The sequence below is a fragment of the Bacillus cereus genome (assembly GCF_015071065.1).
In the GTDB taxonomy this organism is placed as follows: Bacteria; Bacillota; Bacilli; order Bacillales; family Bacillaceae_G; genus Bacillus_A; species Bacillus_A cereus_BA.
On the sequence record NZ_VOVA01000004.1, the window covers coordinates 348389 to 373673 of the forward strand.

The window sequence follows — 25285 nt, forward strand, 5'->3', positions numbered from 1 at the left end:
AGTACAAAGAAGACGAATAAAATGATAACAATACCGATACCAAAGTTAAATACGAGAGTACTGTCCATATATGTAACCTCCTTGTTTGAAAGTAAAAAGCACTCTGGCTGGAGTGCTTTTTATTATCCGAATCTGTCGCAACGAACGTCGCAACGTATAGAAAGGGAATAATGCGTTTAAAGAGTTATATTACTTTATGCGTTTATTTTGTAAATGAGCAGGTCCTGCTCAGGTATAGAAAAAAAGACACTCTTTCGAGTGTCTTTCATGATGAAAAAATGTACCAATTGCTTGAGTTTGATAAGACGTTAATTTTCCGGTTAACGGTCTTTCTTAATCAAGAAGTGTAACAACAGCGATTCAAATAAATTTTAGCATTTTTTAAATGGGTGTGTGTATGTAATTATGCATATTACGATTAGAGGAGAATCAATCATGGGAAATGAATGAGTAAATACATATAGATTATTAGAGTATTTGATAAGGAGCGAGATGAATGAATATACATAAGTTAACAGAGGAAGAAGCGAAAGAAATAAATACGTGGAAGTATGAAGAACCGTATATGTTATATAGCTTTTCAGGAGATGCTGAAGTAATAGAAGAGTTGCTAGATGGAACGTATTACGGTTGCTCCGACGAGAATGGAGAATTCATTGGCTATTTTTGTTTTGGAGAAAATGCACAAGTTCCGGGCGGAAGAGATGCCAATTTATATAGGGGAGAAGATGTAGTAGATATCGGACTTGGAATGAAGCCGGATTTAACAGGGAAAGGGATGGGGAAATTGTTTTTTCAAGCAGGGGTAGAGTTTGCTGCTGAGGAGTTGAATTTGAAAATGTTTCGACTAAGTGTAGCAACATTTAATGAACGCGCTATTGCACTATATAAAAACATTGGATTTCAAGTAGGACCTCTTTTTTTGAGCCGCGGAAGAGAGTTTATGCTGATGGAATATGAAAGGCCGTCAGTATGAAACTGACGGCCTAGATACTTTATTCCGAATGCTCAGCTCGGTGCGCTAAACGACTTGAAGCAGCGGCAGCGATTCCGCCAACGATATCATCAAGGAATGTGTGCACCTTTCCAGTTGATTTATCATTTAAGTATTCTAAAATACCTGGTTTTAATTTATCGATATATCCAAAGTTCGTGAAGCCAATTGACCCGTACACGTTAACGATAGAAAGTGCGATAACTTCATCAATTCCGTATAAGCCTTCATCACGTTTTACGATATCTTGTAACGGCTCACTTAGCATTCCTTTTTCAGCAAGGACATCAAGTTCAATGCCTGTAATAAGTGCGTTTTGTACTTCTCGTTTTGATAGTACACGCTCAACGTTATAGCGACATTCTGACATCTCTAAATTTGAATGGTATTTCTTTTGAAGAAAATGAACAAGTTCAGCAATGTCGTCAATTGTTACACCGCGTTCTTGTAATAGTTGTAATGCTCTTTCTTGTAGTTGATCTGATTCTTTCATATTTATCACCTTTTTTTCTTTTTAGTATTTGTATACGTTTCGTTGCTTTATCATGTGCATAGGAATGAAAGGCGAGCACAAGCTCATATATATAAAGAAAAACCATAGGTGGCGACTGCGATGATTCAGCATATTTATGAGCATTATCACATGCATGTTAAAGAATTAATCCCCCTTGGCCCCTATAAAAGCTTTTGGATTCGCAATAAAATTTATGTACTTGTTCCAATTGGAGAAATGGAGGAAGAAGTACTTGTAGAGATGAAAAAGCTCAGTGATTATATGAACCAGCAAGGGGATATAACTGTTTCGACTTTCGTTCCGACTATACACGGCTACTATGTAAGTGAGATAGACGAAAAAAATTATTGCTTATTAAAAGGTATGCGTATGTTAGAGCGACATGCTACATCATTAGGAAGTGAGCTTTCTATATTTCATAAACGTGGTGCATTCTTTCCGGAAGAAGTTGAGCAATTAAGCCGCATTGGTGAATGGAAAGCATTATGGGAAAAAAGGCTCGACCAATTAGAGAAATTTTGGCAATCACAAGTGATGAACCATCCTTCAGACGTATTCGATCAATTGTTTATTGAATCCTTCCCGTATTACTTAGGAGTTGCAGAAAATGCAATTCAATATGTTGTCGATACGGAAATGGATGATACACCGCAAATAACTGACGCAGCAACAATTTGCCAAGAACGATTTACACCTTTATTATGGCATCAAACGAAGCGTTTAAAACTTCCTTTTGATTGGGTATATGATCACCCAAGTAGAGATATAGCAGAATGTATTCGCTATATGATGATAGCAAAAAAGAAAGATTGGGAGCAAACGGTAGTTCAATTCATTACAGATTATGAACGTAATTATTCGCTCTCTTCATTTGGTTGGCGCTTATTATTCGCAAGGCTTCTGTTCCCGCTTCACTACTTTGAAACGGTTGAACGATATTATCAAACAGGAAACGAAGAACAAAAAGGCATATATAGAGCGCGTTTAGAAATCATTTTACATGATGTGAAGCGCACTGAGCAATTTATGAATCATTTTTACGAGTCATTTCGTTTACCTGTTGATAAGTTAGGCATTAGGAAATTAGATTGGCTATCTTAAAAGTATAAAAAGGAGGCCAATTGAGGTCTCTTTTTTATACCACAACAGATACCCGTGTCTATCTTTATATAATAAGAAGCTATGCTCCTACTTTTTGATCTGTACATATAGTTAAAATAATGTGGTGTCTTTCAATTTTTTCATTTACCTTTTTTAATAATTCTTGTTGTATTTCTTTAAATAAAAATTGATAGCTTGTATTCCATGTTGGTATAACGGATGAAAGGTCTAATAAATACTCTTTTTTCTTTTCTAGTTCTTGAATTGTTGAAAAAGCGTTCCCCATTTTTGGCATGTGTCGTCCCCCTATGTTTTTTACTTGGGCAGTAAGACTGCCCGTAAACGCCCGATTGGTGTGGGCTAATAATCAGTGGGGGATGAACAAAATCCCCACTGATTATAGTTTCACTTTATATGTGTGAACGATTCACTATATAGTATCAATTATCTCATTTTTTGAGAAGGATTTCCAATTTTGTTTTATGATGTTAAAGGATAAGTGTTATTTGAATAAAAAAAAGAGACCGATTTTGGTCTCTTTTTAGCAAGCGATTCTGAACGAGCCGCTTCCGCTTTTAATTAAAATACTTGTTCTACTTCAATAACGCCTGGTACTTCTTCAAGTAGTGCGCGTTCGATACCAGCTTTTAGTGTGATTGTAGAACTTGGGCAGCTTCCGCATGCACCCATAAGGCGTAGTTTTACGATACCTTCTTCAATATCTACTAATTCAACGTCACCGCCATCACGAAGTAAGAACGGACGTAATTTATCTAATACTTCTAATACTTGTTCTTGCATATTTGGGTTTTCCATTTTTATCGACTCCTTTCATCAGTTTTATTATAATCAAGATAGAGGGGAAAATCTATTTTTTCTGTTCTTGTTTTATTGTCGAAATATTTTATCATGTGTACAACGTGTTTTTTCAGTATAGGGGTATGGAATAAGTTTGTAAAATGATGTGCTTATGTACTAAGGTATCTGAATATACTGTTAGAGCAAGAAGTGGGGGAGAAGAAATGGTTAATGTGCAAGTGTATGGGACGAAAGTGATTTGTGCGAGTTGCGTCGGAATGCCATCTTCAACAGAAACGTTTGAGTGGTTACAAGCGGCGATTGGTCGTAAATATGAAGGACAAGAAAATAAATTTAATTTCGAGTATATTGATTTTCAACAAGAACAAGAAGATGAGGATAAAAAAGCATTCGCAGAGCGAGTAGTGGAGGAAGATTTATTTTATCCAGTCGTTCTTGTAAATGGAGAAATTGTTGGAGAAGGAAATCCTCGTTTGAAGGATGTTTACGAAGAAATCGAGAAATATTTATAAAACAGGAAGCCTTTGCGAATTTGCGAAGGCTTTTTTTAATGGAGGGATAGATGTGGAGAATGGAATAAAACATGCTTTACCGGAAGAAGTAAAACAGTTAATGAAGCAGTACATAGTAGAATTAAGAGAAATCTTTTCGGATGAAAAGTTAGTCGGCGTATACGTTTATGGATCCATTGCTTTAGGAGCATTTCATATAGAAACGAGCGATGTTGATTTTGTTGCGGTAATAAGTGATTCTGTGAATGAAGCTGAAAAACAACAAATTATAGAACTGCATAAAAAACTTAGTAAAAATACGTTAGGTAAAAGAATGGACGGTATGTATATTCCGCTCGCTGACTTAGGGAAATATAATCATGAAATGAACGAGTACGTATATTGTGCAGATGGTAAGGCGGATATTGGTCATTGGGATATTAACGCGGTCACATGGTGGACATTGAAAAATCAAGGCATTACAGTTACCGGGAAAGAAGCAGAAGCCCTTCCCTTTCAAATAAAATGGGACGATGTAGTAAATACAATGAAATATAATGTAGAACATTACTGGCTTGAAAAAGCGAAGCGTCCCTATTTATTTTTCATAGAAGAATGGGTAGAATCAGCTGTCGTTACAATGGGACGTATTTTATATACGCTAGATCATAAAACAATCGTTTCAAAAGATAGAGGATTGCAATATATGTTAGAACTTTATCCTCATAGGTGGGAGCCTTTATTAAAAGAAGTAGAGCGAATACGACATAATCCAAAAGAAAAACGAAAGCTCTCTATTTGGAGAAGGGCTGATATGACGAAGAGGTATTTGCTTAGTGTGATTGAGGAGTGTAGGCGAAAGTGGTAGGTGAATAGTAAAAGCATCCTTGGTATGAAGGGTGCTTTTACTATTTTTAGATAATGAAAAAATACTTTACAAGGAATGAGAAGTCGAAAGATAATACGGAATATGGATAGTTTCATGTGAAACATTATGCAATAACTGGTTCTGTTTGATATATATAGGCTCTATTCTTGTTTGTAGAATGCAATCGAATATTGAAATGTTTTCTCTTATCCCGCATTAACCGGCAGTAAAACTCCCACCTCAAAATTTAGCTGGAGCAAAGAAGCTAGGTGGGAGATCAACTGCCCGTAAACGCCCGATTGGTTCAACTAATAATCAGTGGGGGATGAACAACCCCTCCACTGATTAAAGTTTCACTTTATTTGTAAATGGCTCGTTATAAGCTGTGGGAGACCGATAGGATGAGCACCTATGTTTATATAGAAATCGTCTCCAAACTGGCTTTTTGTATATTATAGTTAATTAAAATGTTGCGCAATAGAGAGGGAAGATATCATGATTAACCATAATAAAATTAAACAACTTTTAGCATATGTAGATTGTGCTGAGGATAATGAAATTGAGTTAGAGTATGAATTTGAACCAATGACAATAGAATTATTTAATAGTGAAGAGATAGAGGAAGGACAACTTGGTTATAGTTTTGACAATGAAGGGCAAAGCTTAGTTGGGAATGAAGAAGGAGATTGGCAAGAAGGATGGATTGTAATTGGGATAGATTCGTATCTTGGGGACCCAATCTTTGTAGATAGTAATGATGAGAATTGTCCAGTTTATACCGCTATGCACGGTGAGGGAGATTGGGAGGCGGAATGTATAGCGGAACGTATAGAAGATGTTATTGAAAAAGTTAAAGATAATTTGAAATAGCAAAAAATTAGTAGGGTGTTTCAAAATGATTTTGGGACATCCTTTTTTGATGAATATGTAAAATGATTAACTTAGTGTATTAAACGTATCATTCATAAGTATTTTAATATATTTAAAAGTAAAATGAAATAAGAAGCGGGTAATTGTCGGAATATATTCGATTTTTGTTCATTTTTATGAAATATGTGTATTTTTTGTTAGATTCCTTCGTTTTGTATATATACAATAAAGTTATATCGAAATAAGAGAAGGATGATGTACGTGAAGGACACGGTTTTACAAGAAACAATTTCTCCGCAAGAATTACATAAAGTTGTTCAAAAGAATACAGCTTATTATGACTTTAAGTGGGGGAAAGTAGAAAATCCAGCGCAAGGGAATACGTGGAATTGGGTAGCTTTTTTCTTCCCATCTTTTTGGTTAGCTCATCGTAAAATGTATAAGTTATTTATTATACTTACATTATTGGCGGTACCTAGTATAGTTGTAACTCCTTTTATAGACATTCCAGATGGGATTTATTTATCGATTAGTTTAGTTCTTCAATTAGGAATGATGATATTTACTGGATGGCAAGGAAATCGTTTATATTATAAACACGCTGTTCGTGTTTTACATAAGGCAGAAGATATGCCTGATCATGAGAAGGCGTATTACTTACAATCAAAGGGTGGCGCCAGTTTTGTTGGTATGATTGGTTTACAAGTTATAGTTGGGATAGTGTTTGGCGGGGCTATGTTTGGACTCTCCCTTTTACCAACTGAACCAAATATAAAAAATGTTGTTCGTTCAAGTGATGAAGGATTTACTTTAGAGGTTATGACTGATAATCCAACTTGGAAGTTTGTGAAGAAAGAAAAAGATTATGACGTAGTAGAGTTTACTGGTTATGACTATACAGAGAAGAAAAACGTGAAAATTAAATTTGCTGTTTATTTCAGTGAAGATTATTTTGAATGGCAAGAAATATATGAAAATAATAAGAAATTAAGTGAAGAAGAGTTAGAAGAGTATCAAATTTACATTGAAGAAAATAGTTGGGATTTCTAGAGAGAAACTCGTTTATTTAGAAAAGAAGAATCTTGTAAAGGTTCCTCTTTTATTTATGGGGAAAAACATAAATAAACGGCATACTAATTGAAATTTTGTAAAATACAATAAAAAATGAGAATTTGAGGTAGGCTTGTCAATAACGTGAGACTATGGCAGTATAAAGAAATGCTATACAAATTTTATTTATCGACATGTAAACATCAGATTTGATTTTTACGTATAAATAATGAACGGAGGAAATGAATTTATGGCTACTTTACCAAATTGTCCAAAATGTAATTCAGAATATACGTATGAGGATGGCGCTCTTTTCGTATGTCCAGAATGTGCCCATGAGTGGGGCCAAGAAGCGGAAGCTGAAAGTAATGACGGTGCAAAAGTTGTAAAAGATGCGAACGGAAACGTTCTTCAAGATGGCGATGCTGTTACTGTAATTAAAGATTTAAAAGTAAAAGGAACTTCTTCAGTTGTAAAGATTGGTACGAAAGTAAAGAGTATTCGTCTAGTTGAAGGAGATCACGATATTGATTGCAAAATCGACGGTTTCGGAGCTATGAAGTTAAAATCACAGTTCGTTAAGAAGGCGTAAGGTTAGTAAAAGAAAAGACATTCCTTTAAGTAGATTTGTTACTTATGGAATGTTTTTTTATTTTTGTGAAGGTTAACTTGAAGCAATTTACGGATAATAGTAAACTGTGTAATTGGTCTTTGGTAGAATGTCTAGGAACTATGAGGAGATAGAAGAAAGCAAAGCTAGCTATGATCAGTCAGCTTTGCTTTCTTCTATTTTTACGGAATTACTAAAAAAATCATTCATAAGTCGATCGTACAATTTTGAGTTTTTAGGTATAGTATATAATTCTTTATCACCATTTAATTTCATTCGTAAGCTACCTGTTTTTGTGTTAAGCCAAAAGCGATAGTTTCCTTCATGGTATAAATTTTCGCTATTTTTCATTTTGTCCCTCCTACATACAGTTACCTTATTTTAGACTAGTTTTTTTATGATTGTCTTTCAACCTCTCCCAATTGACACCGCTTATTAAAGAACGTTTTATACCCAAGCTGTAAGAAGATAATAACAGAGAAAGCTGTACTTCCAGAAATGCCAAGTATAATCGCAATTTGATATTGGATGGCTGTAAATGGTGATACACCGGATAAAATTTGACCAGTCATCATGCCTGGGAGGCTGATAATTCCCATTCCGACCATAGAATTAATTGTTGGTAAAATAGCAGAATCGAAAGCGTCCCGTATGAGCGGTGCAGTTGCTTGTTTCGGCGTTGCGCCGAGCATAAGTGCACCTTCAATCTGGTCTCTTTGTGATTTCATACTGTTTAAAAAGGTATTTGCTCCGAGGCAAATACCTGTCATAGCGTTACCGATTAGCATGCCGGCAATAGGAACGATATACTGCGGAGCATACCAAGGATCGTGTCCGATAATGACAAAGATAAATAGTAGAAGAGGGCCAATTGATCCAGCAATCATGGAGAGGGCGGCTACTCGTTTTAATTCTTTTGACATCGGAATATTAACTCGTTTATAAATATTGAAAATCGCAAATGTAGTAATAGAAATAATGAGAGCTATTGTATAAAACGGATTACTATTTTCAAATATGTATGTAAGAACATATGCGACTAGTACAAGTTGAATCGTCATACGTAATGTAGCAATTGTAATTTGTTTCTCACGCGGTATTCCTTTTAATTTCACAAGCCCGATTAAAATAAGGATGAAAATATATGCAGCTGCAAGTTGCCAAATTTGTAGTTCAATAACGCCCTTCAATTGATAGCACTTCCTTTCTAGTTGCACCGTTTGTTTTACTAATTTCAATAATATCATCTGCAATTTCTTCTGGAAGTTGTTGTGAGTGTGTGATAAAGATAACTGTTTTTTTCTTTTCTCTTGCTAGTAGAGTAAATTGTTTCATAACGCGGCGTTCTGTATCACTATCTAGTGCCGAAGTTGGTTCATCTAATAAATAGACGGGCGGATCCATTAGTATAATACGAGCGAAAGCAAGTCTTTGTTTTTCGCCACCTGATAATGACGAGGCGTTATCTTCTAATTTTTTATCTAGACTAACAGTCGTTAATGCGCCCCGCAGGACATCGTCATTTGGAAATGGCTTTTCAGAAAATCGAAGCCCCATTAATAAATTATCTTTAATTGTTCCATCAAAAATAGGCGGAGTTTGTCCGAGCATGACAACTTCACGGCGTAATTGAATGGGAGGATAATCTAAAATAGATTTTCCGTTATATTCAATTGTGCCAGATGTTGGCGATTGTAAATCGTTTAGCATACGAAGTAATGTGCTTTTTCCGCTACCACTTTCACCAATAATACAAGTTGTTTTTTCTTTTTGAATCTGTAAATAAGGAATGTGTAGAATATCTTTATATATGATGTCTTTTAATATAAACATAAATTGCTCCTTTCTGATTCTAGTTATATCGTATCAAAAAAGAGAGGAAAATAGAAAAATAAGGTTATAATGAGCAACGTTTTTTCTTAGTTTTGAGCTCTATTAACAAATTAAGTAAACGATCTAATTCTTGACTGAAAGAAATCACTTTATCATGAGTGAATCCATACTTTTCAACGAGATAGATCAATTCTTTCTTCTTTGCTTCTATTAGATCTTTTAGTTTCATTAAGTTCATAAGTGAAATGTAATGCCTCCTATAAAAGTATTTATCACATAAAAAATAAGACCGAATGCATTCGGTCCTAAAGGAAATAATAAAACAACTTACAAATAGCATACACTTTTCATCGATAGTTTTTAATATTAAAATGGAAAAATTTTGTGAATCTATATTGAGAAAGTTATTTTTTAAAAAAATGAATAGAAAAAGGCTGTCTACTATGTAGGCAGCCTTTAAAGTATTAACCGTTATGATATTTGTACATCCAAAGAAGACCGGATTTTAATAATCTCGGTACACGCCCCATTAATGGTTGGTTTGCTAGTAAACCAAATCCGTGTTTTTTGCCGAGAGAACCGAGAACCCCTTTTAATTTAATAACAGGCAGTTCATCGGGAAGTGGTTCATTATTCCAACGTTTTAATAATATTTGGACAATTTGCTCTCCTTGGCCTTCAGCAAGTTGAGCAGATGGTGCGTGTGGAAGTGCTGCACAATCTCCTACGACATAAACGTGCTCGTTATTTGGAATATTGTGATATTTTGTTAAAACAACCCGTCCGCTACCATCTTGTTCAACTGGAAGGTTTCGCACAACTTCATTTGCTTGAATACCAGCTGTCCATACGATTGCATCACATTCAAGAGGTTCATCATGGTTGTACACAATATTTGGTTCCACTTTGGTAATGTTAGAGTTTCGTATAATGGTAACGTTATGTTTTATAAACCATTCTTCTACATATCTACTTAATTTCTCTGGATATGGGAATAAAATTCTATCTTTTCTATCAAATAAATAGATTTTTAAATCAGAACGGCTCTCACGAAGTTCACTTGCTACTTCAACGCCACTTAAGCCAGCTCCAACGACAGCTACTGTTGCATTTGGTTCTAGGCTATTTAATTGTTCATATGTCTTACGTGTTTGTTCAATCGATTGTAGGCTATGTGTATAGTCCTTCGCCCCAGGAACGTTATGATATTTATCTTCACAGCCAAGTCCGATAATTAAATCATCATATTGGATTGTTTCACCTCCATCGAGATGAACGGCTTTCGTTTCAAGATCAATATTTGTGATTGTGCCGTATTGAATATTAAGACGTGGGTGCTCAGGAAACGGTATGCGAATATGTGTTTCTGAAATTGTACCCGCCACTAATGCATAATATTCAGTTTTGAAGCAATGATATGGTACTTTGTCGATTAATGTCACTTGTACATCATCTGGAAGTTGGTTGCTTGGAAGTAGCCTCTGCAGAATTCTCATTCCACCGTAGCCGCCACCCAGTATTACGAGGTGTTTCATGATGGATTACCCCTTTTCTGTTGAAATATCCCCTAATCATACAATTTTATATTAATAAAATATTTCGACTTTATTCAATCAAATTATATCGAATTTGTGAACAAATAACAATGCATGAATGAATACTCTGTTGTACAATAAGAAGAAAAGTAAAGTAAACTGTTTTCATTTTCTAGTTACTATTTACTATTTCATTATGAGTAGTATGTTATATAAAGAAGACTATCTATAGTGAAGTGAAATAGTGAAGTAACTAAATGGTTTAGAATATATAACGAAAACAACAAGAAACAGCTTAGTTTTCTTCTTATAAATAAAGTGGAATGGTAACAAGTAGAGAGGGTTACTTATCCGTTTCGCAAATTAGGTATGCACTTCATACCTGCTAAAGTAAATGAAATTGTTTAGAGATACAGGGGGGAGAGTTTTGATTAAACCATTAATCGAATTTTGTGTAGGTAACCTTGCAAGCGGTTCGCAAGCGGCTTTAGAAAAATTAGAAAAAGATCCTAATTTAGACGTAATGGAATATGGTTGTTTAGGATATTGTGGTATCTGTTTTGAAGGTCCATTTGCACTTGTAAATGGTGAAGTTGTACAAGGTGCAACAGTAGAAGAACTTGTAAATAATGTATATGATTATATGGATGAAAATCCAATGTTTTAAAGCGTTGCAAACAGGCAACGTTTTTCTTTTTTCATTTATTCCGCTATTTGTGGGCAGTAAGACTCCCATCTCAAAATTCAGCTGAAGCAAAGAAGTTAGGTGGAAGCCTTATTGCCCGTAAAAGCCCGATTGGTGAGAGCTAATAATCAGTGGGGGATGAACAAAGCTCCCACTGATTAAAGTTTCACTTTATTAGGAGTGTTTACTTCGAAAAAAAAAGGCCCTTTTAGAAGGGCTTTTTTCTTACACGATTTGTGTAAGAATGACTTATCGCCAAAACGTTGTCAAATATGAGAAACGGGGGACATTCATATTGTGTTCTAAAAGCATGCATTTTATACTTGAAATAATAAATTAATTTTGGAGTGAATAAAAATGAGCCAATTTTCTTTTACAAAAATGCATGGTCTTGGCAATAGTTATATATATGTAAATATGTTTGAGGAACAAATTAGAGAAGAAGATTTAGCACTTGTAGCGGAAAAGGTTTCAAATATTAATACTGGTATTGGTGCAGATGGAATGATTTTAATTTGTCCTTCTGACGTGGCACCAGTAAAAATGCGCATGTTTAATAACGATGGTTCAGAAGGAAAGAGCTGTGGAAATGGTTTACGCTGCGTAGCGAAATATGCGTATGAGCATAAACTAGTAGAAGGTAAAGTTTTCACAATTGAAACGTTAGCTGGTATTGTTACGGCAGAAGTAACGGTAGAAGATGACAAAGTTACATTAGCGAAAATCGACATGGGAGCACCTCGTTTAACACGTGAAGAGATACCGATGCTTGGTGAAGGAGAAACACCATTTATTCGTGAAAACTTCTTATACAATAATCACCGTTATGCATTTACAGCTGTTTCAATGGGGAATCCACATGCGGTTATTTTTGTTGATGATGTAGAAAAAGCGCCTCTTACAACGTTAGGACCAGTTCTTGAGACGCATGAAATGTTCCCAGAGCGAGTGAATGTTGAGTTCATCGAGATTTTGAATGATGAAGAGATGAATTTCCGCGTTTGGGAACGTGGATCTGGTGTAACACAAGCTTGCGGGACAGGAGCATGCGCAGCTGTCGTTGCGGCAATTTTAAATGGGAAAATGGAACACGGTAAAGAAATTACAGTTCACTTAGCAGGCGGCGACTTAATGATCGCATGGACAGAAGAAGGAAATGTATTAATGAAAGGACCTGCGGAAATAATTTGCCGCGGAGTGTATGAGTACAAGATAGAAGCGTAAAGATGTATAATAAAATGAGAACAGAAAGGATGGTGTATTTCATGATTGAAGTAACAGAACAAGCAGCTTTTCAAATTAAAGATATGTTAAAAGATGCTGAAGATGGAGAGAAGTACGTGCGCCTTGCTGTACATGGCGGCGGATGTAGTGGTCTTTCTTACGGCTTAGGATTTGAAGTAGAACCAAAGGAAGATGACACAGTTCTTGAGTTTTTCGGTGTTGAATTTGTTATCGATAAAGAAAGTGCTCCGATTGTAAAGGGAGTGAAAGTTGACTATAAGCAATCTATGCTTGGCGGCGGATTCACAATCGACAATCCAAATGCGATTGCATCATGCGGATGTGGATCATCTTTCCGTACAGCGTCGAATGCTGGTAAGCCGGAAGATTGCTAAGTTTTTTCATTCCGTTATTCTAAGCGGAAATTGAATGGGTAGGTTGCATATAAAGATCTTCTTAGCGATGAAATCAAATCGTTAGGAAGGTCTTTTCTTTGCCGTTAAACCAGAAATTAAAAACTACCGGAGGAATTACAATGAAGTCATTTAAGAAAGTACTGTTATTAGGGATGACGTTGGTTACAGCATCAATATTTGGAGCTTGTTCTAACGATACAGACGTGTTAGCAAAGCAACAAGTGAAGTCGGAAGCGGAAGTACTAAAAGGACAGAAGGAAACGCCTATGACTACGAGCAAGCGTGACAGCATTAAATATGAGAACGCCACATCGTCACAGAAGCGTTATATTTCTAGTGACGAATCTAAAAAGATTGAGGAAGGCATGACATATACGGATATTATTAACGAGATTGACTACGGTGGTGAGAACCTAAAACATTATAATAACAATGAAAAACGCGTATTTTATACTGAAAAGGATACGGATGGTACATATGAAATTATGGTTGAATTAAATACGTATGGCTATGTTGTGAATATTGAACGTACTGCTATAAGGGATGCGGATAAAGAGAATCAGTTATCTACGAAACGCAGTGAAGAGCCTGCGAAGGAATATGAAGAAAAGAACGACCGCACACCGTGGTATAAAGATGTAAATAACGATGCGGCGACAGTAGGCTACAATGAGTATTTGAAAATCAAAAAAGGTATACCTGCGAATCAAGTAAAGGCTACGATTGGACAACCTTATATAATTGAGAAATATAAATCGTATTCAGTATACATCTATACAGGTTACGGTGGTGAAGGGTCATTGCGTGTAATATTCGAACCGAATGGGACTGTTACGCAGGTAGTAGAAGATGGATTACAACGATAGTAATTGCAGTAAAGTTGTCGGTGGCTTTATAAAGTCTGGGAGAGAGAACCGTGAGTAATCGGAGAGGACAATGATGAACGAAGATAAGATAACGATAATTATGCTAGCAGTATTAACAATAGCGTTAGTATTTGTTGGGGTTTCGTCCAAATTCAATAGCCTCATTGTGGACGCTATCGCCGTACTATTTTTGTTGATAGCTACTGCAGTAGGTGCAGCGGTTGTAACAGAACGTAGATTGCGTAAAAAGGATGGGAAGTAGCAATTTCTTTGTATAAGAAGGAGGGACGCATGATTGAAGGTATTTTTGAATTCGTAGGGAGATATGTGATTAAACCTATAATTAGATTTGTAAGTTACCTTGTAATAGATATCATAATAGAGTGCGTAATAGAGGGTATAATAGGCGGTATAAGGAAATTACGTGATAAGATTCGTGACAAGTGGAAAAACTGGCGCGGAAGACGATATTGGCGTTAATAGATTGTCATGACTAGGCTAGATGAGTGCTAATAACGTTTTTAATGAAAAACACACTGATTAAAGTTTTAGTTTATTATCTTACAAAAGTGTAATGTTCATGTCATGTTTTTGAATTTCTTCTTTCAGACCTGGGCTTTAAGATAAGAATATAAGAAAAACATATGAGGTGAAGGAAATGAAAAGATACATTGCACTTTTTAGTATTTTAGTCGTATTTGCAAGTCTATTAGTTGGTTGTGATTTAAACCGTATGGGTAAAGATGAGTATTATGTTCAAATTACAGTAGATGGAAAAGAGTATAATGGTAAATCTGATAATGGTGAGCCATATAAAGATTACCAATATAAACTAACTGGTTTTGATAAAGACGGTAAAGAGAAAGAGTTAGAATTCACAGCGCAAAAAAATCTTCGAAAAGAAGCATTCCTACGTGTGTATCACTCAGATAAAAAAGGTGTATCTGCTTGGGAAGAAGTGAAAAAGGACGAGCTTCCTGAGAAAGTGAAAGAAAAATTAGGTGTGAAATAAGACATATAGAAAAGGAATTGACGAGCGTGGTCAATTCCTTTTTTCGTTCTCAAAATCCTCTTCTGAAATGACTTTAAATCCATGTCTTTTGAATAAAGCTGTTGTTACCCCGTAACCAGTTTGTTTATTGCCGTTAAATTCCCCTGTGTAAATAGTGGAACTACCACAAGATGGACTGCGTTCTTTTAAAATAATATATTCTGGGTTTAAATCTTTTATTTGTTCTAACGCTTTATAAGCACCACGCACGAAAGCCTCCGTGACATCTTGGCCTTCTTTCGTCATCACTTTTGCTTTTCCATCTAAAACGTCATCACCATTACCACCAATAATTTCAGCCGAAGGACGAGGTGTAGGTAAACCGCCCAATACTTCAGGACAAACGAGGATGGTGTCTTCCCTTTGTACTAACTCTTCAATTTTTGAAACGAGATTATCGTTGCCGTCATAACGACAAGCAATGCCACCTAAACAAGCGCTAATTACAATCATATTTTCATCTCCAATAAAAAAATATTAAATATCACGCCAATTTCTCTTCCTGTTTCTTACCTATAGATGAGGTGATAAAAATGGGAAGCTTATATAACTTAATGAAACCATATAGTGAATTTCGAAGTAAAGAAGAGTTTAATACATATCAAAATCAAGTTTTTAAATGTTATCAGTTTCAACTAAATAAGACGGATTCTGCCGTCATTCATTTTTTAGGAAAGTATGCGGTTAATGAGAAGAACGAAACAGTTGGTGTTGCTTGTCCGTTAATGGAGACAATTGCGACGAATATTGGAAAGAGTATTCGTACGGTACGTCGCTCGATTGCGAAGCTAGAGGAGCTTGGAATTATAAAGCGTGTTGCGACAAAAGAAAGATATAAGCGCGGCGGGTATAGTGCAAACTTATATGTATTTCTTACATCTGCGATTGACCGCATGGATGACCGTATGAAAATGTCCGCATGTGAAAGTGGGGGGCATGCAACTGGCTGTAGTGGAAATGAGCAAAAAAATGAGGGGGAAACAATTCTTTCTAAAAACATTCCACAAATAAAAGAGAAAAGAAAAGTAACGTACGAGCTTGATGAAACGTATTGTCGTCACGATATACCGAAGCCTTTTATATATGCACTGGTGCCGATGACGAGTAATCCGAAGAAGATTAATATATTTTGGAGTAAGGTGGAACTTGCTTATAAAAAGAGCGGATTACTAGAACAAGGTGCTTTATTAGAGGGAATATTAGCTGATGAAGAAGTGCGTGGAAATTTAATTTGGAGGGTGAAAAGTGTTGTGAGAGCGTATAAGTACGGAGAAATTCGTAAAGATGTCGGAGCACTGTTGTATAGTACGATGCGAGATTTATTTTTAGAAATTGGATTAGAGTGGGGAGCGGCACTAAGGAGAAGTAAGGGAATACCGTTATTCGATCCATTTAAAAAAGAGTCATGCGTATAATACATGACTCTAAGTAGCTAATCGAACTTTCTTACAACTGGAACACGAATTGCTACAAATAGTACAAAGACGATAACAGCGATTGCACCGCTTTTCATAACCGTTACAATTGGAATGCCGATCCCAAGTGCAAGCGATGTAAATGCGTAAGAGAGCGGAATGAATCCCATCGATGAAAGCATGAGTAAACTCATAACGCGTCCCATCATCTCTTCTTTTACCGTTGATTGGATCATTGCCATAAGTGGAACGATAGCCATCGCAATTGTAATACCGTAAAACATTCCAGCTAATAACGCTTGCCAAAGTACGGTGCTAAAGTTGATGGCTAGGAAGAATACACCAGACAGTAGCATCATGATAATACAAAATAGACCACGTCTGCGGTTAATGTTTTTTAGCCCGACAATGATAGCGCCTATCGCCATCCCACCGCCTACAGATGCTTCTAAGTAACTAAATTGAAGTGAATCACCGTGCAGAACATTTTTGACAAATAGCGGGAAACCAACTTGCATCGGACCGATTAAAAATAAGTTTAGAAAGGCGCTACAAATAAGGAAAGTTGAAAGGAATGGTGATTCCTTTACATATAAGATTCCCTCTTTAATAGAAGTAAACATGCCTTTATCTGTTTCATTTTTTTCGGGTACTGTAAATTGTATTTTTTGAACGAGTATCGCAGCGATAATGAGTAGCAGGATTGTAATTGAAAAAATTGTTTCATAGTTCGTAAATTTAATGAGAATACCGCCAAGTACAGGTCCTAAAATGACAGATGCTTGGTTTGTCATTTGAGTAAGTGAATTTGCTTGTGTTAAACGGCTTTTTTCTACAAGTTCAGGCAGAATAGATCCATCTGCTGACCAGAAAAAAGCGTCAGCAAGTCCGAAGAACAAAGCGAACAAAGCAAATGTATATAGTGTTACATCACCGACGATGAACCAGGTGAGAATGGTTGCGACAAGAATAGCTCGAATAATATTAGAGTAAAACATAATATTTTTTTTCGGGAATTTATCAGCTAATGCTCCGCCGATAATCATAAAGATGAGCCTTGGAACACTAAGAGCCACGAAAACAATACCGAGTGAAGCCTCAAGGTTTAATGTTTTTGCTATGTACCACGTTTGTGAAAAAGTAAAAAAGGCTAAAGCAAAACTTGAAAAGAGAGTAGCTGCCCAAAGAAAAAGGAAATTCGTATTTTTTAATAACGGTTTCGCGTTTTCTTCTAAAGCAGATTTATTTTGTTGTAGTTCCTCCATATTGCTTCCTTTCTATGTACCATTTTTAGACTAAAAAACCTATTAACAATCGTTTTATCCCGCTATTTGTGGGAGTCAGGCTGCCCGTAAACGCCCGATTGGTGAAGGCTAATAATCAGTGGGGGATGAACAAAGCCCCCACTGATTATAGTTTCACTTTATACAGTTTCTAATATTTCTATACTGCACTTTCTCATTGTAGACAATAATAATGAATTTGCACAGTGGCTATTTAACGACAAAAAAAGAAGATACCAAGGGCATCTTCTTTTTTTATTTTAGGCTAATGCAATATAAATATTCAATTGTACGTTATTTGGATCTGTTGCTTTTTCATCATACAGTTCGAAATCTGTTGTAAAAGCACGTTTGTTTTCTTTCGACCATTGCCAAATATATTCCCAAGTTTCACAAACGACTTCAGACACAGGACCTTTTCTCGTTGTAAATACTGCATACGTTGCGGCAGGTATTGTTAAGGCTGTCATATTTTCAGGAACATCGTCTAATGAAGAAACGGACATGCCGATCGTAAATTGATATGTACCAGTTTCATCTGATTCGTAGTTTGAATAGAAGGCGAATGTTTCTTTTGTTTGTTGATTTGGAATTTGATGCATGATTTGTTCTTGGAAGTAGCGATTCCAAAGCTGTGGGATCTTTCCTTCAGTCGATGCTTCTTTTTCGTTTGTCGTCGTAATAGAGACACCGATTGCTTGGAAAGCTTCTTTTTTTACGATAATAGGTTCTTTCATTAATAAAACCTCCCTTTATTAAATGAAACGTACGTTCTGTTTTATTGTAACATATTTTAGGAGGAAGTAGTGTTTTTTATCAAATTGCAATTTATTTTAGTTAGGAAAAGGAGAGAGTGTGAAAAGAACTCCTTTCATGTAAAAGGAGTTCTTTTCATTTCTATATTAAAACATACTTGAGCTATGCATTGGTTGAAGTTTTGCGCTTGGATCGAAGTAAGCTTTTGCATTGTTTACTGCTGTCGGTGCTTCACCAAAGCCGCAAGCAATGAGTTTTACTTTTCCTTCATATGTACAAATGTCACCAGCAGCGTAAATGCCAGGAATATTTGTTTCCATTTTTGAGTTCACGAGGATGCTGTTCTTTTGAATATCTAAGCCCCAATTTTTAATTGGACCAAGCGAAGAAACGAAGCCGTAGTTTACGATTACGTCATCAACATCGATGATAACTTTTTCTTCTGTTTTTACGTGCTGAAGAACAACTTGTTCAATAGTGTCATCACCGATGAGTTCAACTGGAACGTAAGGTGTGCTTACTTCTGCACGGGAATTCATTAAGCTTTCTACGCTATGTTCATGTGCACGGAATTTATCACGGCGATGAACAATTGTAACTTTGTCCGCAATCGGTTCTAACATCATTGTCCAGTCTACTGCTGAGTCACCGCCGCCGAATACAACGACGCGTTTTCCAGCAAATTTATTCATATCATCAACGAAATAATGTAAGTTTTTCTTTTCATATTTTACCCCGCCTTCTAATTCTAAGCGGCGTGGTTGGAAAGCACCATTACCAGCAGTAATAATGACAGATTTAGAGTAGTGGGTTTGTTTATTTGTAACAAGTTTAAATATACCGTCAGCTTGTTTTTCAAGCGTATCAACAGCTTCTTCTAAGCAAACGGTTGGATCGAACTTTTTCATTTGTTCTTTTAAGTTATCAACTAACTCTTGTGCGCGCACTTTTGGGAATCCAGCTACATCATAAATATATTTTTCGGGATATAGTGCGGATAATTGCCCTCCAAGTTGAGGTAAGCTTTCAATAATTTTTACACTTGCTTGTCTCATTCCGCCATAAAATGCAGTGAATAGTCCTGTTGGGCCACCACCAATAATTGTTATGTCGTAAACTTTTTGATTTTCTGTCACTTTCATTCCCCCTATAGATGGAATTTTAATATTGATTTCATATATTGTTCATATGTACACGAAAATCCTGCAAATGATGACACTTTCAAATAAATGATAGCATATTTCAATTAATAATACTTCTGAAAACGACTGAATAATAAGTAAGTTTGTGCATAGATGTTTTAGAATCGTATAAAATATAGCGGAAGGAAAATACATGAAAAAAAGGCTAAAAAACCCTTGAAAACGCTATGTTATTTTAAAATATCGATAATTCTCTAGGTGCTTGAATTATGGAATAAAACCGACTAAGATAGGGAAGTATTATGTTAAATTTCTATGACAAATTTCGTACGATTTTTTGACTGCGTTTTGTTATGATATAGAATGTGATAAATTCCACATTCTTGACAAATAGAGTTTTTAGTACTTGGTATTATTTTTTATTACTATTATATAAAGAAAAGGGTTGTGATTTGGTGAAGACTCCAAAAATCGTAGTTTTAGGTGCAGGTTATGGCGGGATGATTACGACTGTTCGTCTGCAAAAAACATTATCTGTAAGTGAAGCTGAAATTACGTTAGTAAACAACAACAGCTATCACTACCAAGCAACTTGGTTACATGAGAGTGCAGCTGGTACATTACAAGATGATAAAATCTGTCTAGATATTCAAGACGTTATCGATACAAATAAAGTGAACTTTGTACAAGATACAGTAGTAGAGATTAAAGCTGCTGAAAAACGTATTATCTTAAAAAATGGTGAGTTAGAGTATGATTACTTAGTAATCGGCCTTGGTTTCGAATCAGAAACGTTCGGAATTAAAGGATTAAAAGAGCATGCATTCTCAATCACTAACATTAATGCAACTCGTCAAATCCGTGAGCATATGGAAGAAAAATTCGCTCAATATGCGACTGAAAAACGTGATGAATTAGTAACAATCGTTGTTGGTGGCGCTGGATTTACTGGTATCGAGTACGTAGGTGAGCTTGCAAATCGTATTCCTGAACTTTGCAAAGAGTACGATGTTCCACGTGAAAAAGCACGTATTATCTGTGTAGAAGCTGCTCCAACAGCACTTCCTGGTTTCGATCCAGCATTAGTAGAGTACGCTGTAAAACAACTTGAGAAAAAAGGTGTAGAATTCCGCATCGGTACAGCAATTAAGGAAGCAACTGAAGAAGGTATTATCGTTGCAAACGGTGATGATGCAGAACTTCTTAAATCTGAAACTGTAGTTTGGGCTGCAGGTGTTCGTGGTAACGGTATTGTGGAAGAGTCTGGATTTGAAGCAATGCGCGGACGTATTAAAGTGGATGAGTACATGCACGCTCCAGGTCATGAAGATGTATTCATGGTTGGTGACGCAGCGTTAATCATCAATGAAGAAATTAATCGTCCATACCCACCGACAGCACAGATTGCAATTCAAGAAGGTTACAACATTGCACACAACTTAACTGTATTAGTTCGTGGCAAAGGCGAAATGAAAAAATTCGCATTCGATAATAAAGGATCTGTATGTTCATTAGGTCATGACGATGCAATGGGCGTTGTTATGGGTAAAAAGTTAACAGGTTGGAAAGCTTCCTTCATGAAGAAAGTAATCGACAACCGTTACTTATTCTTACTAGGCGGACCTTTACTAGTTCTTAAAAAAGGTAAATTGAAGTTCTTTTAATATATAGTAGAAAAAGCAGAAACGGCTAAGAGCTGTTTCTGCTTTTTTCGTATTGAAAATATAGTATAATATATAAAAAAGAAAGAATATTCTGTTCGTTTAGGTAGAGGAGGATGCATCATGGGAAAGCGAGGGAAAGTATGGTTAGCTGTTAGTGGTTTAGTGGCTACAAAAGATGGCAGGTGGCTATTTGTTAAGAAAAAATACAGTGGATTAAAAGGGAAATGGTCTTTACCGGCGGGTTTTGTAAATGAAGGTGAGACGGTTGATGAAGCTGTGAAACGTGAAGTGTTAGAAGAGACAGGTATTGTCGCTCATGTGAAGGGGATTATTGGTATTCGATCGGGCGTTATTCGTAATGAGATTAGTGATAATATGATTATTTTCCTTTTGGAGCCTGAAGGGGAAGACATTATTGTACAGGAGAAGGAATTGTCTGAAGTAGCGTTCTTACATCCAGAGACGATTGCGGACGATCCAAATACGTCTGTGCTTATTAAATATTTGTTAGAAGGAAGATCAGAACTGCATCTTGAAATGGACAAAACATTAAATCCAGGAGAGCAATTTGGTTATACAGCCTATCATGTATTTACAGCGCATACGAAGGAGAGGGAGAAAGAGTGAGTATACCGGTACTACTTATTTCAATGATGTTGTTCTTTATTTTATTTTTTGGAATTGGATTTTTACTAAACATGATTTTGCGAGCTACGTGGGTAATGGTTATTGTGTATCCGATTATTTGTATGCTTATTATTAATAAAGCGAGTGTATGGGACTATTTTTCAAAACCAAAAGAAACATTTTCTTCATTTGGGACAAGTGTATCGCATTTAGGACAAGCAGATGTGTTTATTCTATCTACTGGATTAGTAGGTGCTGCTTTAGCAGGAATCATAATTAAGAAACTTCGGAAAAGTGGATATCAAATGTTTTAATCTCCAATCAATTTGGAGATTATTTTTTTGCATATTCCTTCATCGTATAGGGAATGATTAACGATGAAGGAGTGTGGAATATAAAAATGTTAAAACGATATTGTATTCGCATTATGATGACTTGTTTACTTGCATTCGCATTATGCGTAACATGGAAGGCTTTCACAGGAGTTTCTTTAGTAGAGATTATAAAATCATACGAAGAAACAAGTGCAAAAGAAGTACATGCAGCAGAAATTGAGAAAAAAATTGCTCCGAGTAAAGAAGTGATAAATGCTTTAGAACAGGCAAATGACTGGTCTAAATATCGTGTTATAGAAATGACTGCAACTGGTTATACATCAGGTATAGAGTCAACTGGAAAGAGGCCGGGGCATCCAGAGTATGGCATTACATATTCAGGTGTTAAAGCAAAAAGGGATTTATATTCCACAATCGCTGCTGACTTGCGCGTATTCCCGCTTGGGACAATTCTATTCGTGCCAGGTTACGGATATGGTGTTGTAGCTGATAAGGGCGGTGCCATAAAAGGAAATCGTCTCGATTTATATTATGATACGGTGAAAGATGTTTATAGCCAATGGGGTAAGAAAAAAGTAAATGTGTATGTAGTGAAAATAGGAAATGGTAAGTTTTCGGAAGAAGAGTTAACAATGTTGAATCAAGATGAAACGATGCAGGTGTTTCGTGGTCAATATTTAAAACAAAGATAGTCTAGTGGCAATAACGCTAGACTTTTTTCTTGTCTTATTTCACCATAGAAGATATTGGAGATAGTATCTTTATATGAAATAATAGAATTTAGAATTGTCGCATTTTATCGAAAATAAAGTTATAATGGACATAGAGAAATTTAGGGGGTCTGAACATGTTTCAAGTACAAAAAGAATTAGCAAGTCATGAAGCGGTAATTGTTGCCTTATTTGAAGAAGATAAAACGAGTAGCTTTGTACAAGAATTGGACAAAGCGTTTGAAGGACAGTTACAAGTTTTATTAGAAGAAAAAGAACTTTCTACTAAGAAGAAAGCCATTTCAAAAGTACATAGCTTAGGAAAAACAAATGTTAAACGGTATTATTTCGTTGGTTTAGGTAAGAAAGAGTCATATACAACAGAAACGTTACGTGCGGCTCTTGGTAAGGCATTTAAAACGTTACAATCAGCAAAAATACAAGATGCAGCGATCTTACTTGATTCTTTCGTAACGGAGAAATTAGACGCGATTGATGTAGCTCATATTGCATCTGAAGTATATTGCCTTGGTACATACGGATTACAAACATATAAAACGGATGAAAAAGAAAGAGTAGAGTTAGAAAAACTGATTGCTATTACAGCAGAAGATGCACAAGAAATTGTAGCAGCATTAACGGTAGGATACGTACATGGACGTGCAACGAATTCAGCTCGTACGCTTGTAAATATGCCGCCAAACGTATTAACAGCGACAAAGCTTGCTGAGTACGCAGTTGAATTAGCTGAAAAATATGATATGGACTATAAAGTTCTTGAGAAAGAAGAGATGGAAGAGCTTGGTATGGGTGCATTACTTGCAGTAAACCAAGGTTCTACTGAACCGCCAAAAATGATCGCTCTTATTTATAAAGGAAAAGAAGAGTGGAAAGATGTAATTGGATTTGTTGGAAAAGGGATTACATATGATACAGGCGGCTATTCTTTAAAACCACGTGAAGGCATGGTTGGTATGAAAGGTGATATGGGCGGCGCTGCAGCTGTTCTTGGCGCGATGGAGATCATCGGCGAACTTCGCCCTGAGCAAAATGTAATTGCTGTTATTCCATCAACTGACAACGTTGTAAGTGGTACAGCATTTAAGCCAGATGATGTTATTACATCTATGAGCGGAAAAACAATTGAAGTATTAAATACAGATGCAGAAGGTCGCCTAGCGTTAGCTGACGGTATTACGTATGCGAAGAAACTTGGTGCAAATTACTTAGTTGATGTTGCAACATTAACAGGCGGTGTAATTGTTGCACTTGGAAATCATACAACAGGTGCAATGACAAATAATGAAGAATTGTTTGAACAAGTGTTAGAGGCTTCTATGGAAACGGATGAGCCAATTTGGCAATTGCCGATTTTTGAACGTGATAAAGAACGTGTCAAAAACAGTAAATTTGCTGATTTAAATAACTCACCAGGCCGTGAAGGACATGCGGTTATGGCTGGGACATTCATAGGTGAATTTGCAGAAGAAACACCATGGGTACACTTAGACATCGCTGGAACATCTGAAACAACAGGTGCACATGATTTAGGGCCATCTGGAGCAACAGGTGCAATGGTGCGTACACTTGCAACACTTGTTGAGCGTTTCGGAGAAGAATAAAGAATGTAAAAAAGCTGTCCGCAAAGGTCATTACATAATCGATCTTTGCGGAACAGTTTTTTTATTTTATAGGTACATATAGTGCTCTTCATTTTCTATAAAGAAATCGTATATAACGTCCCGCCTAAAGCGAATGAAGTACGCCCTGTTTCCTCAGAGACAACTAATATAAGTGAATCGCTTTTCTCTGATAAGCCAATTGCAGCCTTGTGACGTGTTCCTAGCTCAGGATTGATTTCTATACTTTTTGTTAATGGAAGAATATTAGCTGCTGAGACAATATGATTATTTTTAATGAGAACGGCTCCGTCATGAAGAGGATTACCTGGATAAAAAATCGATTCAAGTAGTGGCGCGGTTAAGTGTGCGTTTAATGTCGTTCCAGTTTGAATGAAAGAATCGAGAGCGTCACTTCGTTCCACAATAATAAGAGCACCGTGTTTTCGAGAGCTTAAATGCTGGACAGCTGTAGTGATGAAATGTGAACTTTCCGTATAAGGTGATAAATATGCCTGAATATAATATGTAGCTGCTAACGTCTGTACATTCGTTAACATATGATGAATATCTTCCATTTTGCATAAAATGCACTCATCTTCTTTATCGATTGCATGCTTCATGTTTGATAATTCTTTTTCAGCAATTTCAATCATCTGCTTTGTTTTTATTTTGAGCTCTTCTGACAAGCCCCATTCTTGCATAATCCTCATTCCCTTTGGTGGAGTATTTAACCATAGTGTATACAAATATTTATAGTAAAATCCTGCTAGATTTTAAAAAATATTGAGATGCAGGTTGTTTTTT

At 36.1% G+C, this 25285-nt stretch carries 33 protein-coding genes; 20 read left to right on the forward strand and 13 right to left on the reverse strand.

Annotated elements, in window-relative coordinates; translation table 11 throughout:
* Positions 1 to 496 precede the first annotated feature (496 nt).
* Positions 497 to 976 carry a GNAT family N-acetyltransferase gene (locus tag FT637_RS15090; RefSeq protein WP_193646982.1) on the forward strand — a complete coding sequence of 160 codons (480 nt, stop codon included), beginning with the start codon at positions 497 to 499 and terminating at the stop codon, positions 974 to 976.
* Between the two features lie 19 nt (positions 977 to 995).
* Here FT637_RS15090 and FT637_RS15095 read toward each other — a convergent pair whose 3' ends face one another.
* Positions 996 to 1487: a phosphatidylglycerophosphatase A gene (locus tag FT637_RS15095; RefSeq protein WP_193646983.1), complete on the reverse strand. Its 492-nt coding sequence runs from the start codon at positions 1485 to 1487 to the stop codon at positions 996 to 998.
* 120 nt (positions 1488 to 1607) lie between these two features.
* Between FT637_RS15095 and yutH the strand changes: the two genes are divergently transcribed.
* The gene (gene yutH, locus FT637_RS15100) at positions 1608 to 2609 is read left to right on the forward strand and encodes a spore coat putative kinase YutH (RefSeq protein ID WP_193646984.1); all 1002 of its coding nucleotides are present in this window, start codon (positions 1608 to 1610) and stop codon (positions 2607 to 2609) included.
* 79 nt (positions 2610 to 2688) lie between these two features.
* Here the strand turns inward: yutH and FT637_RS15105 are convergent, their stop codons facing one another.
* The gene (locus tag FT637_RS15105) at positions 2689 to 2904 is read right to left on the reverse strand and encodes a carbonic anhydrase (protein WP_193646985.1); all 216 of its coding nucleotides are present in this window, start codon (positions 2902 to 2904) and stop codon (positions 2689 to 2691) included.
* Positions 2905 to 3188: 284 nt separating this feature from the next.
* Entirely contained in the window at positions 3189 to 3425 is a 237-nt protein-coding gene (locus FT637_RS15110; protein ID WP_000431179.1) for a NifU family protein, read from the reverse strand.
* A gap of 206 nt (positions 3426 to 3631) precedes the next feature.
* Here FT637_RS15110 and FT637_RS15115 point away from each other — a divergent pair, with 206 nt between their 5' ends.
* The 5 genes from FT637_RS15115 to phnA all read left to right on the forward strand — a co-directional run bounded on the left by FT637_RS15115 (position 3632) and on the right by phnA (position 7299).
* The gene (locus FT637_RS15115) at positions 3632 to 3940 is read left to right on the forward strand and encodes a YuzD family protein (RefSeq protein WP_000248598.1); all 309 of its coding nucleotides are present in this window, start codon (positions 3632 to 3634) and stop codon (positions 3938 to 3940) included.
* Between the two features lie 52 nt (positions 3941 to 3992).
* Positions 3993 to 4787, forward strand: coding sequence for a nucleotidyltransferase domain-containing protein (locus FT637_RS15120; protein WP_193646986.1), 795 nt, complete (start codon positions 3993 to 3995; stop codon positions 4785 to 4787).
* A 495-nt stretch (positions 4788 to 5282) separates the two neighbouring features.
* Positions 5283 to 5657, forward strand: coding sequence for a hypothetical protein (locus FT637_RS15130; protein ID WP_193646987.1), 375 nt, complete (start codon positions 5283 to 5285; stop codon positions 5655 to 5657).
* 255 nt (positions 5658 to 5912) lie between these two features.
* Complete coding sequence (locus tag FT637_RS15135; RefSeq protein ID WP_193646988.1) at positions 5913 to 6707, forward strand: DUF2628 domain-containing protein; 795 nt, start codon at positions 5913 to 5915, stop codon at positions 6705 to 6707.
* Positions 6708 to 6957: 250 nt separating this feature from the next.
* Positions 6958 to 7299, forward strand: coding sequence for an alkylphosphonate utilization operon protein PhnA (gene phnA, locus FT637_RS15140; protein WP_002089332.1), 342 nt, complete (start codon positions 6958 to 6960; stop codon positions 7297 to 7299).
* A 174-nt stretch (positions 7300 to 7473) separates the two neighbouring features.
* On the opposite strand, the gene FT637_RS15145 is transcribed toward phnA, so the two are convergent.
* The 5 genes from FT637_RS15145 to FT637_RS15165 all read right to left on the reverse strand — a co-directional run bounded on the left by FT637_RS15145 (position 7474) and on the right by FT637_RS15165 (position 10685).
* The gene (locus FT637_RS15145) at positions 7474 to 7668 is read right to left on the reverse strand and encodes a hypothetical protein (RefSeq protein ID WP_193646989.1); all 195 of its coding nucleotides are present in this window, start codon (positions 7666 to 7668) and stop codon (positions 7474 to 7476) included.
* Between the two features lie 44 nt (positions 7669 to 7712).
* Positions 7713 to 8507 carry an ABC transporter permease gene (locus tag FT637_RS15150; RefSeq protein WP_193647032.1) on the reverse strand — a complete coding sequence of 265 codons (795 nt, stop codon included), beginning with the start codon at positions 8505 to 8507 and terminating at the stop codon, positions 7713 to 7715.
* On the reverse strand, positions 8491 to 9150 hold the full coding sequence (locus FT637_RS15155) for an ATP-binding cassette domain-containing protein (RefSeq protein ID WP_193646990.1): 660 nt from the start codon (positions 9148 to 9150) through the stop codon (positions 8491 to 8493). Before FT637_RS15155 ends, FT637_RS15150 begins: the two co-directional genes overlap by 17 nt.
* A gap of 64 nt (positions 9151 to 9214) precedes the next feature.
* Positions 9215 to 9388, reverse strand: coding sequence for a Spo0E family sporulation regulatory protein-aspartic acid phosphatase (locus tag FT637_RS15160; protein WP_193646991.1), 174 nt, complete (start codon positions 9386 to 9388; stop codon positions 9215 to 9217).
* Between the two features lie 226 nt (positions 9389 to 9614).
* The gene (locus FT637_RS15165) at positions 9615 to 10685 is read right to left on the reverse strand and encodes an NAD(P)/FAD-dependent oxidoreductase (RefSeq protein ID WP_193646992.1); all 1071 of its coding nucleotides are present in this window, start codon (positions 10683 to 10685) and stop codon (positions 9615 to 9617) included.
* A 427-nt stretch (positions 10686 to 11112) separates the two neighbouring features.
* Here FT637_RS15165 and FT637_RS15170 point away from each other — a divergent pair, with 427 nt between their 5' ends.
* The 7 genes from FT637_RS15170 to FT637_RS15200 all read left to right on the forward strand — a co-directional run bounded on the left by FT637_RS15170 (position 11113) and on the right by FT637_RS15200 (position 14888).
* The gene (locus FT637_RS15170) at positions 11113 to 11352 is read left to right on the forward strand and encodes a YuzB family protein (RefSeq protein WP_002015892.1); all 240 of its coding nucleotides are present in this window, start codon (positions 11113 to 11115) and stop codon (positions 11350 to 11352) included.
* A 375-nt stretch (positions 11353 to 11727) separates the two neighbouring features.
* Positions 11728 to 12594, forward strand: a complete 867-nt coding sequence (dapF, locus tag FT637_RS15175; RefSeq protein WP_070145330.1) for a diaminopimelate epimerase — start codon at positions 11728 to 11730, stop codon at positions 12592 to 12594.
* 41 nt (positions 12595 to 12635) lie between these two features.
* Positions 12636 to 12989: a HesB/IscA family protein gene (locus FT637_RS15180; RefSeq protein ID WP_002034566.1), complete on the forward strand. Its 354-nt coding sequence runs from the start codon at positions 12636 to 12638 to the stop codon at positions 12987 to 12989.
* 140 nt (positions 12990 to 13129) lie between these two features.
* Positions 13130 to 13876, forward strand: coding sequence for a hypothetical protein (locus FT637_RS15185; RefSeq protein WP_193646993.1), 747 nt, complete (start codon positions 13130 to 13132; stop codon positions 13874 to 13876).
* Between the two features lie 70 nt (positions 13877 to 13946).
* Entirely contained in the window at positions 13947 to 14138 is a 192-nt protein-coding gene (locus FT637_RS15190; protein WP_193646994.1) for a hypothetical protein, read from the forward strand.
* 29 nt (positions 14139 to 14167) lie between these two features.
* A complete protein-coding gene (locus FT637_RS15195; protein ID WP_193646995.1) occupies positions 14168 to 14356 on the forward strand; it encodes a hypothetical protein in 189 nt (62 codons plus the stop codon).
* A 178-nt stretch (positions 14357 to 14534) separates the two neighbouring features.
* Positions 14535 to 14888, forward strand: a complete 354-nt coding sequence (locus FT637_RS15200) for a YxeA family protein (RefSeq protein ID WP_193646996.1) — start codon at positions 14535 to 14537, stop codon at positions 14886 to 14888.
* Between the two features lie 30 nt (positions 14889 to 14918).
* Here FT637_RS15200 and FT637_RS15205 read toward each other — a convergent pair whose 3' ends face one another.
* A complete protein-coding gene (locus FT637_RS15205) occupies positions 14919 to 15380 on the reverse strand; it encodes a DUF523 domain-containing protein (RefSeq protein WP_193646997.1) in 462 nt (153 codons plus the stop codon).
* 80 nt (positions 15381 to 15460) lie between these two features.
* On the opposite strand from FT637_RS15205, the gene FT637_RS15210 reads away from it, so the two are divergent.
* On the forward strand, positions 15461 to 16342 hold the full coding sequence (locus FT637_RS15210; protein ID WP_193646998.1) for a helix-turn-helix domain-containing protein: 882 nt from the start codon (positions 15461 to 15463) through the stop codon (positions 16340 to 16342).
* A 17-nt stretch (positions 16343 to 16359) separates the two neighbouring features.
* On the opposite strand, the gene FT637_RS15215 is transcribed toward FT637_RS15210, so the two are convergent.
* The 3 genes from FT637_RS15215 to FT637_RS15225 all read right to left on the reverse strand — a co-directional run bounded on the left by FT637_RS15215 (position 16360) and on the right by FT637_RS15225 (position 19517).
* A complete protein-coding gene (locus tag FT637_RS15215; RefSeq protein ID WP_193646999.1) occupies positions 16360 to 17607 on the reverse strand; it encodes an MFS transporter in 1248 nt (415 codons plus the stop codon).
* Between the two features lie 278 nt (positions 17608 to 17885).
* On the reverse strand, positions 17886 to 18362 hold the full coding sequence (locus tag FT637_RS15220) for a GyrI-like domain-containing protein (protein ID WP_193647000.1): 477 nt from the start codon (positions 18360 to 18362) through the stop codon (positions 17886 to 17888).
* A gap of 165 nt (positions 18363 to 18527) precedes the next feature.
* The gene (locus tag FT637_RS15225) at positions 18528 to 19517 is read right to left on the reverse strand and encodes an NAD(P)/FAD-dependent oxidoreductase (RefSeq protein ID WP_193647001.1); all 990 of its coding nucleotides are present in this window, start codon (positions 19515 to 19517) and stop codon (positions 18528 to 18530) included.
* Between the two features lie 461 nt (positions 19518 to 19978).
* Between FT637_RS15225 and FT637_RS15230 the strand changes: the two genes are divergently transcribed.
* The 5 genes from FT637_RS15230 (at position 19979) to pepA (ending at position 24481) form a co-directional block, all read left to right on the forward strand.
* Positions 19979 to 21187, forward strand: coding sequence for an NAD(P)/FAD-dependent oxidoreductase (locus FT637_RS15230; protein ID WP_002112603.1), 1209 nt, complete (start codon positions 19979 to 19981; stop codon positions 21185 to 21187).
* A gap of 120 nt (positions 21188 to 21307) precedes the next feature.
* Positions 21308 to 21814: an NUDIX hydrolase gene (locus FT637_RS15235; RefSeq protein ID WP_193647002.1), complete on the forward strand. Its 507-nt coding sequence runs from the start codon at positions 21308 to 21310 to the stop codon at positions 21812 to 21814.
* A complete protein-coding gene (locus FT637_RS15240) occupies positions 21811 to 22128 on the forward strand; it encodes a YuiB family protein (RefSeq protein ID WP_193647003.1) in 318 nt (105 codons plus the stop codon). The genes FT637_RS15235 and FT637_RS15240 overlap by 4 nt, the downstream gene beginning before the upstream one ends.
* A gap of 86 nt (positions 22129 to 22214) precedes the next feature.
* Positions 22215 to 22841, forward strand: a complete 627-nt coding sequence (locus tag FT637_RS15245) for a 3D domain-containing protein (protein WP_193647004.1) — start codon at positions 22215 to 22217, stop codon at positions 22839 to 22841.
* Positions 22842 to 22996: 155 nt separating this feature from the next.
* Complete coding sequence (gene pepA / locus FT637_RS15250; RefSeq protein WP_193647005.1) at positions 22997 to 24481, forward strand: cytosol aminopeptidase; 1485 nt, start codon at positions 22997 to 22999, stop codon at positions 24479 to 24481.
* Between the two features lie 95 nt (positions 24482 to 24576).
* On the opposite strand, the gene cdaS is transcribed toward pepA, so the two are convergent.
* Positions 24577 to 25182, reverse strand: coding sequence for a sporulation-specific diadenylate cyclase CdaS (gene cdaS, locus FT637_RS15255; protein ID WP_193647033.1), 606 nt, complete (start codon positions 25180 to 25182; stop codon positions 24577 to 24579).
* Positions 25183 to 25285 lie beyond the last annotated feature (103 nt).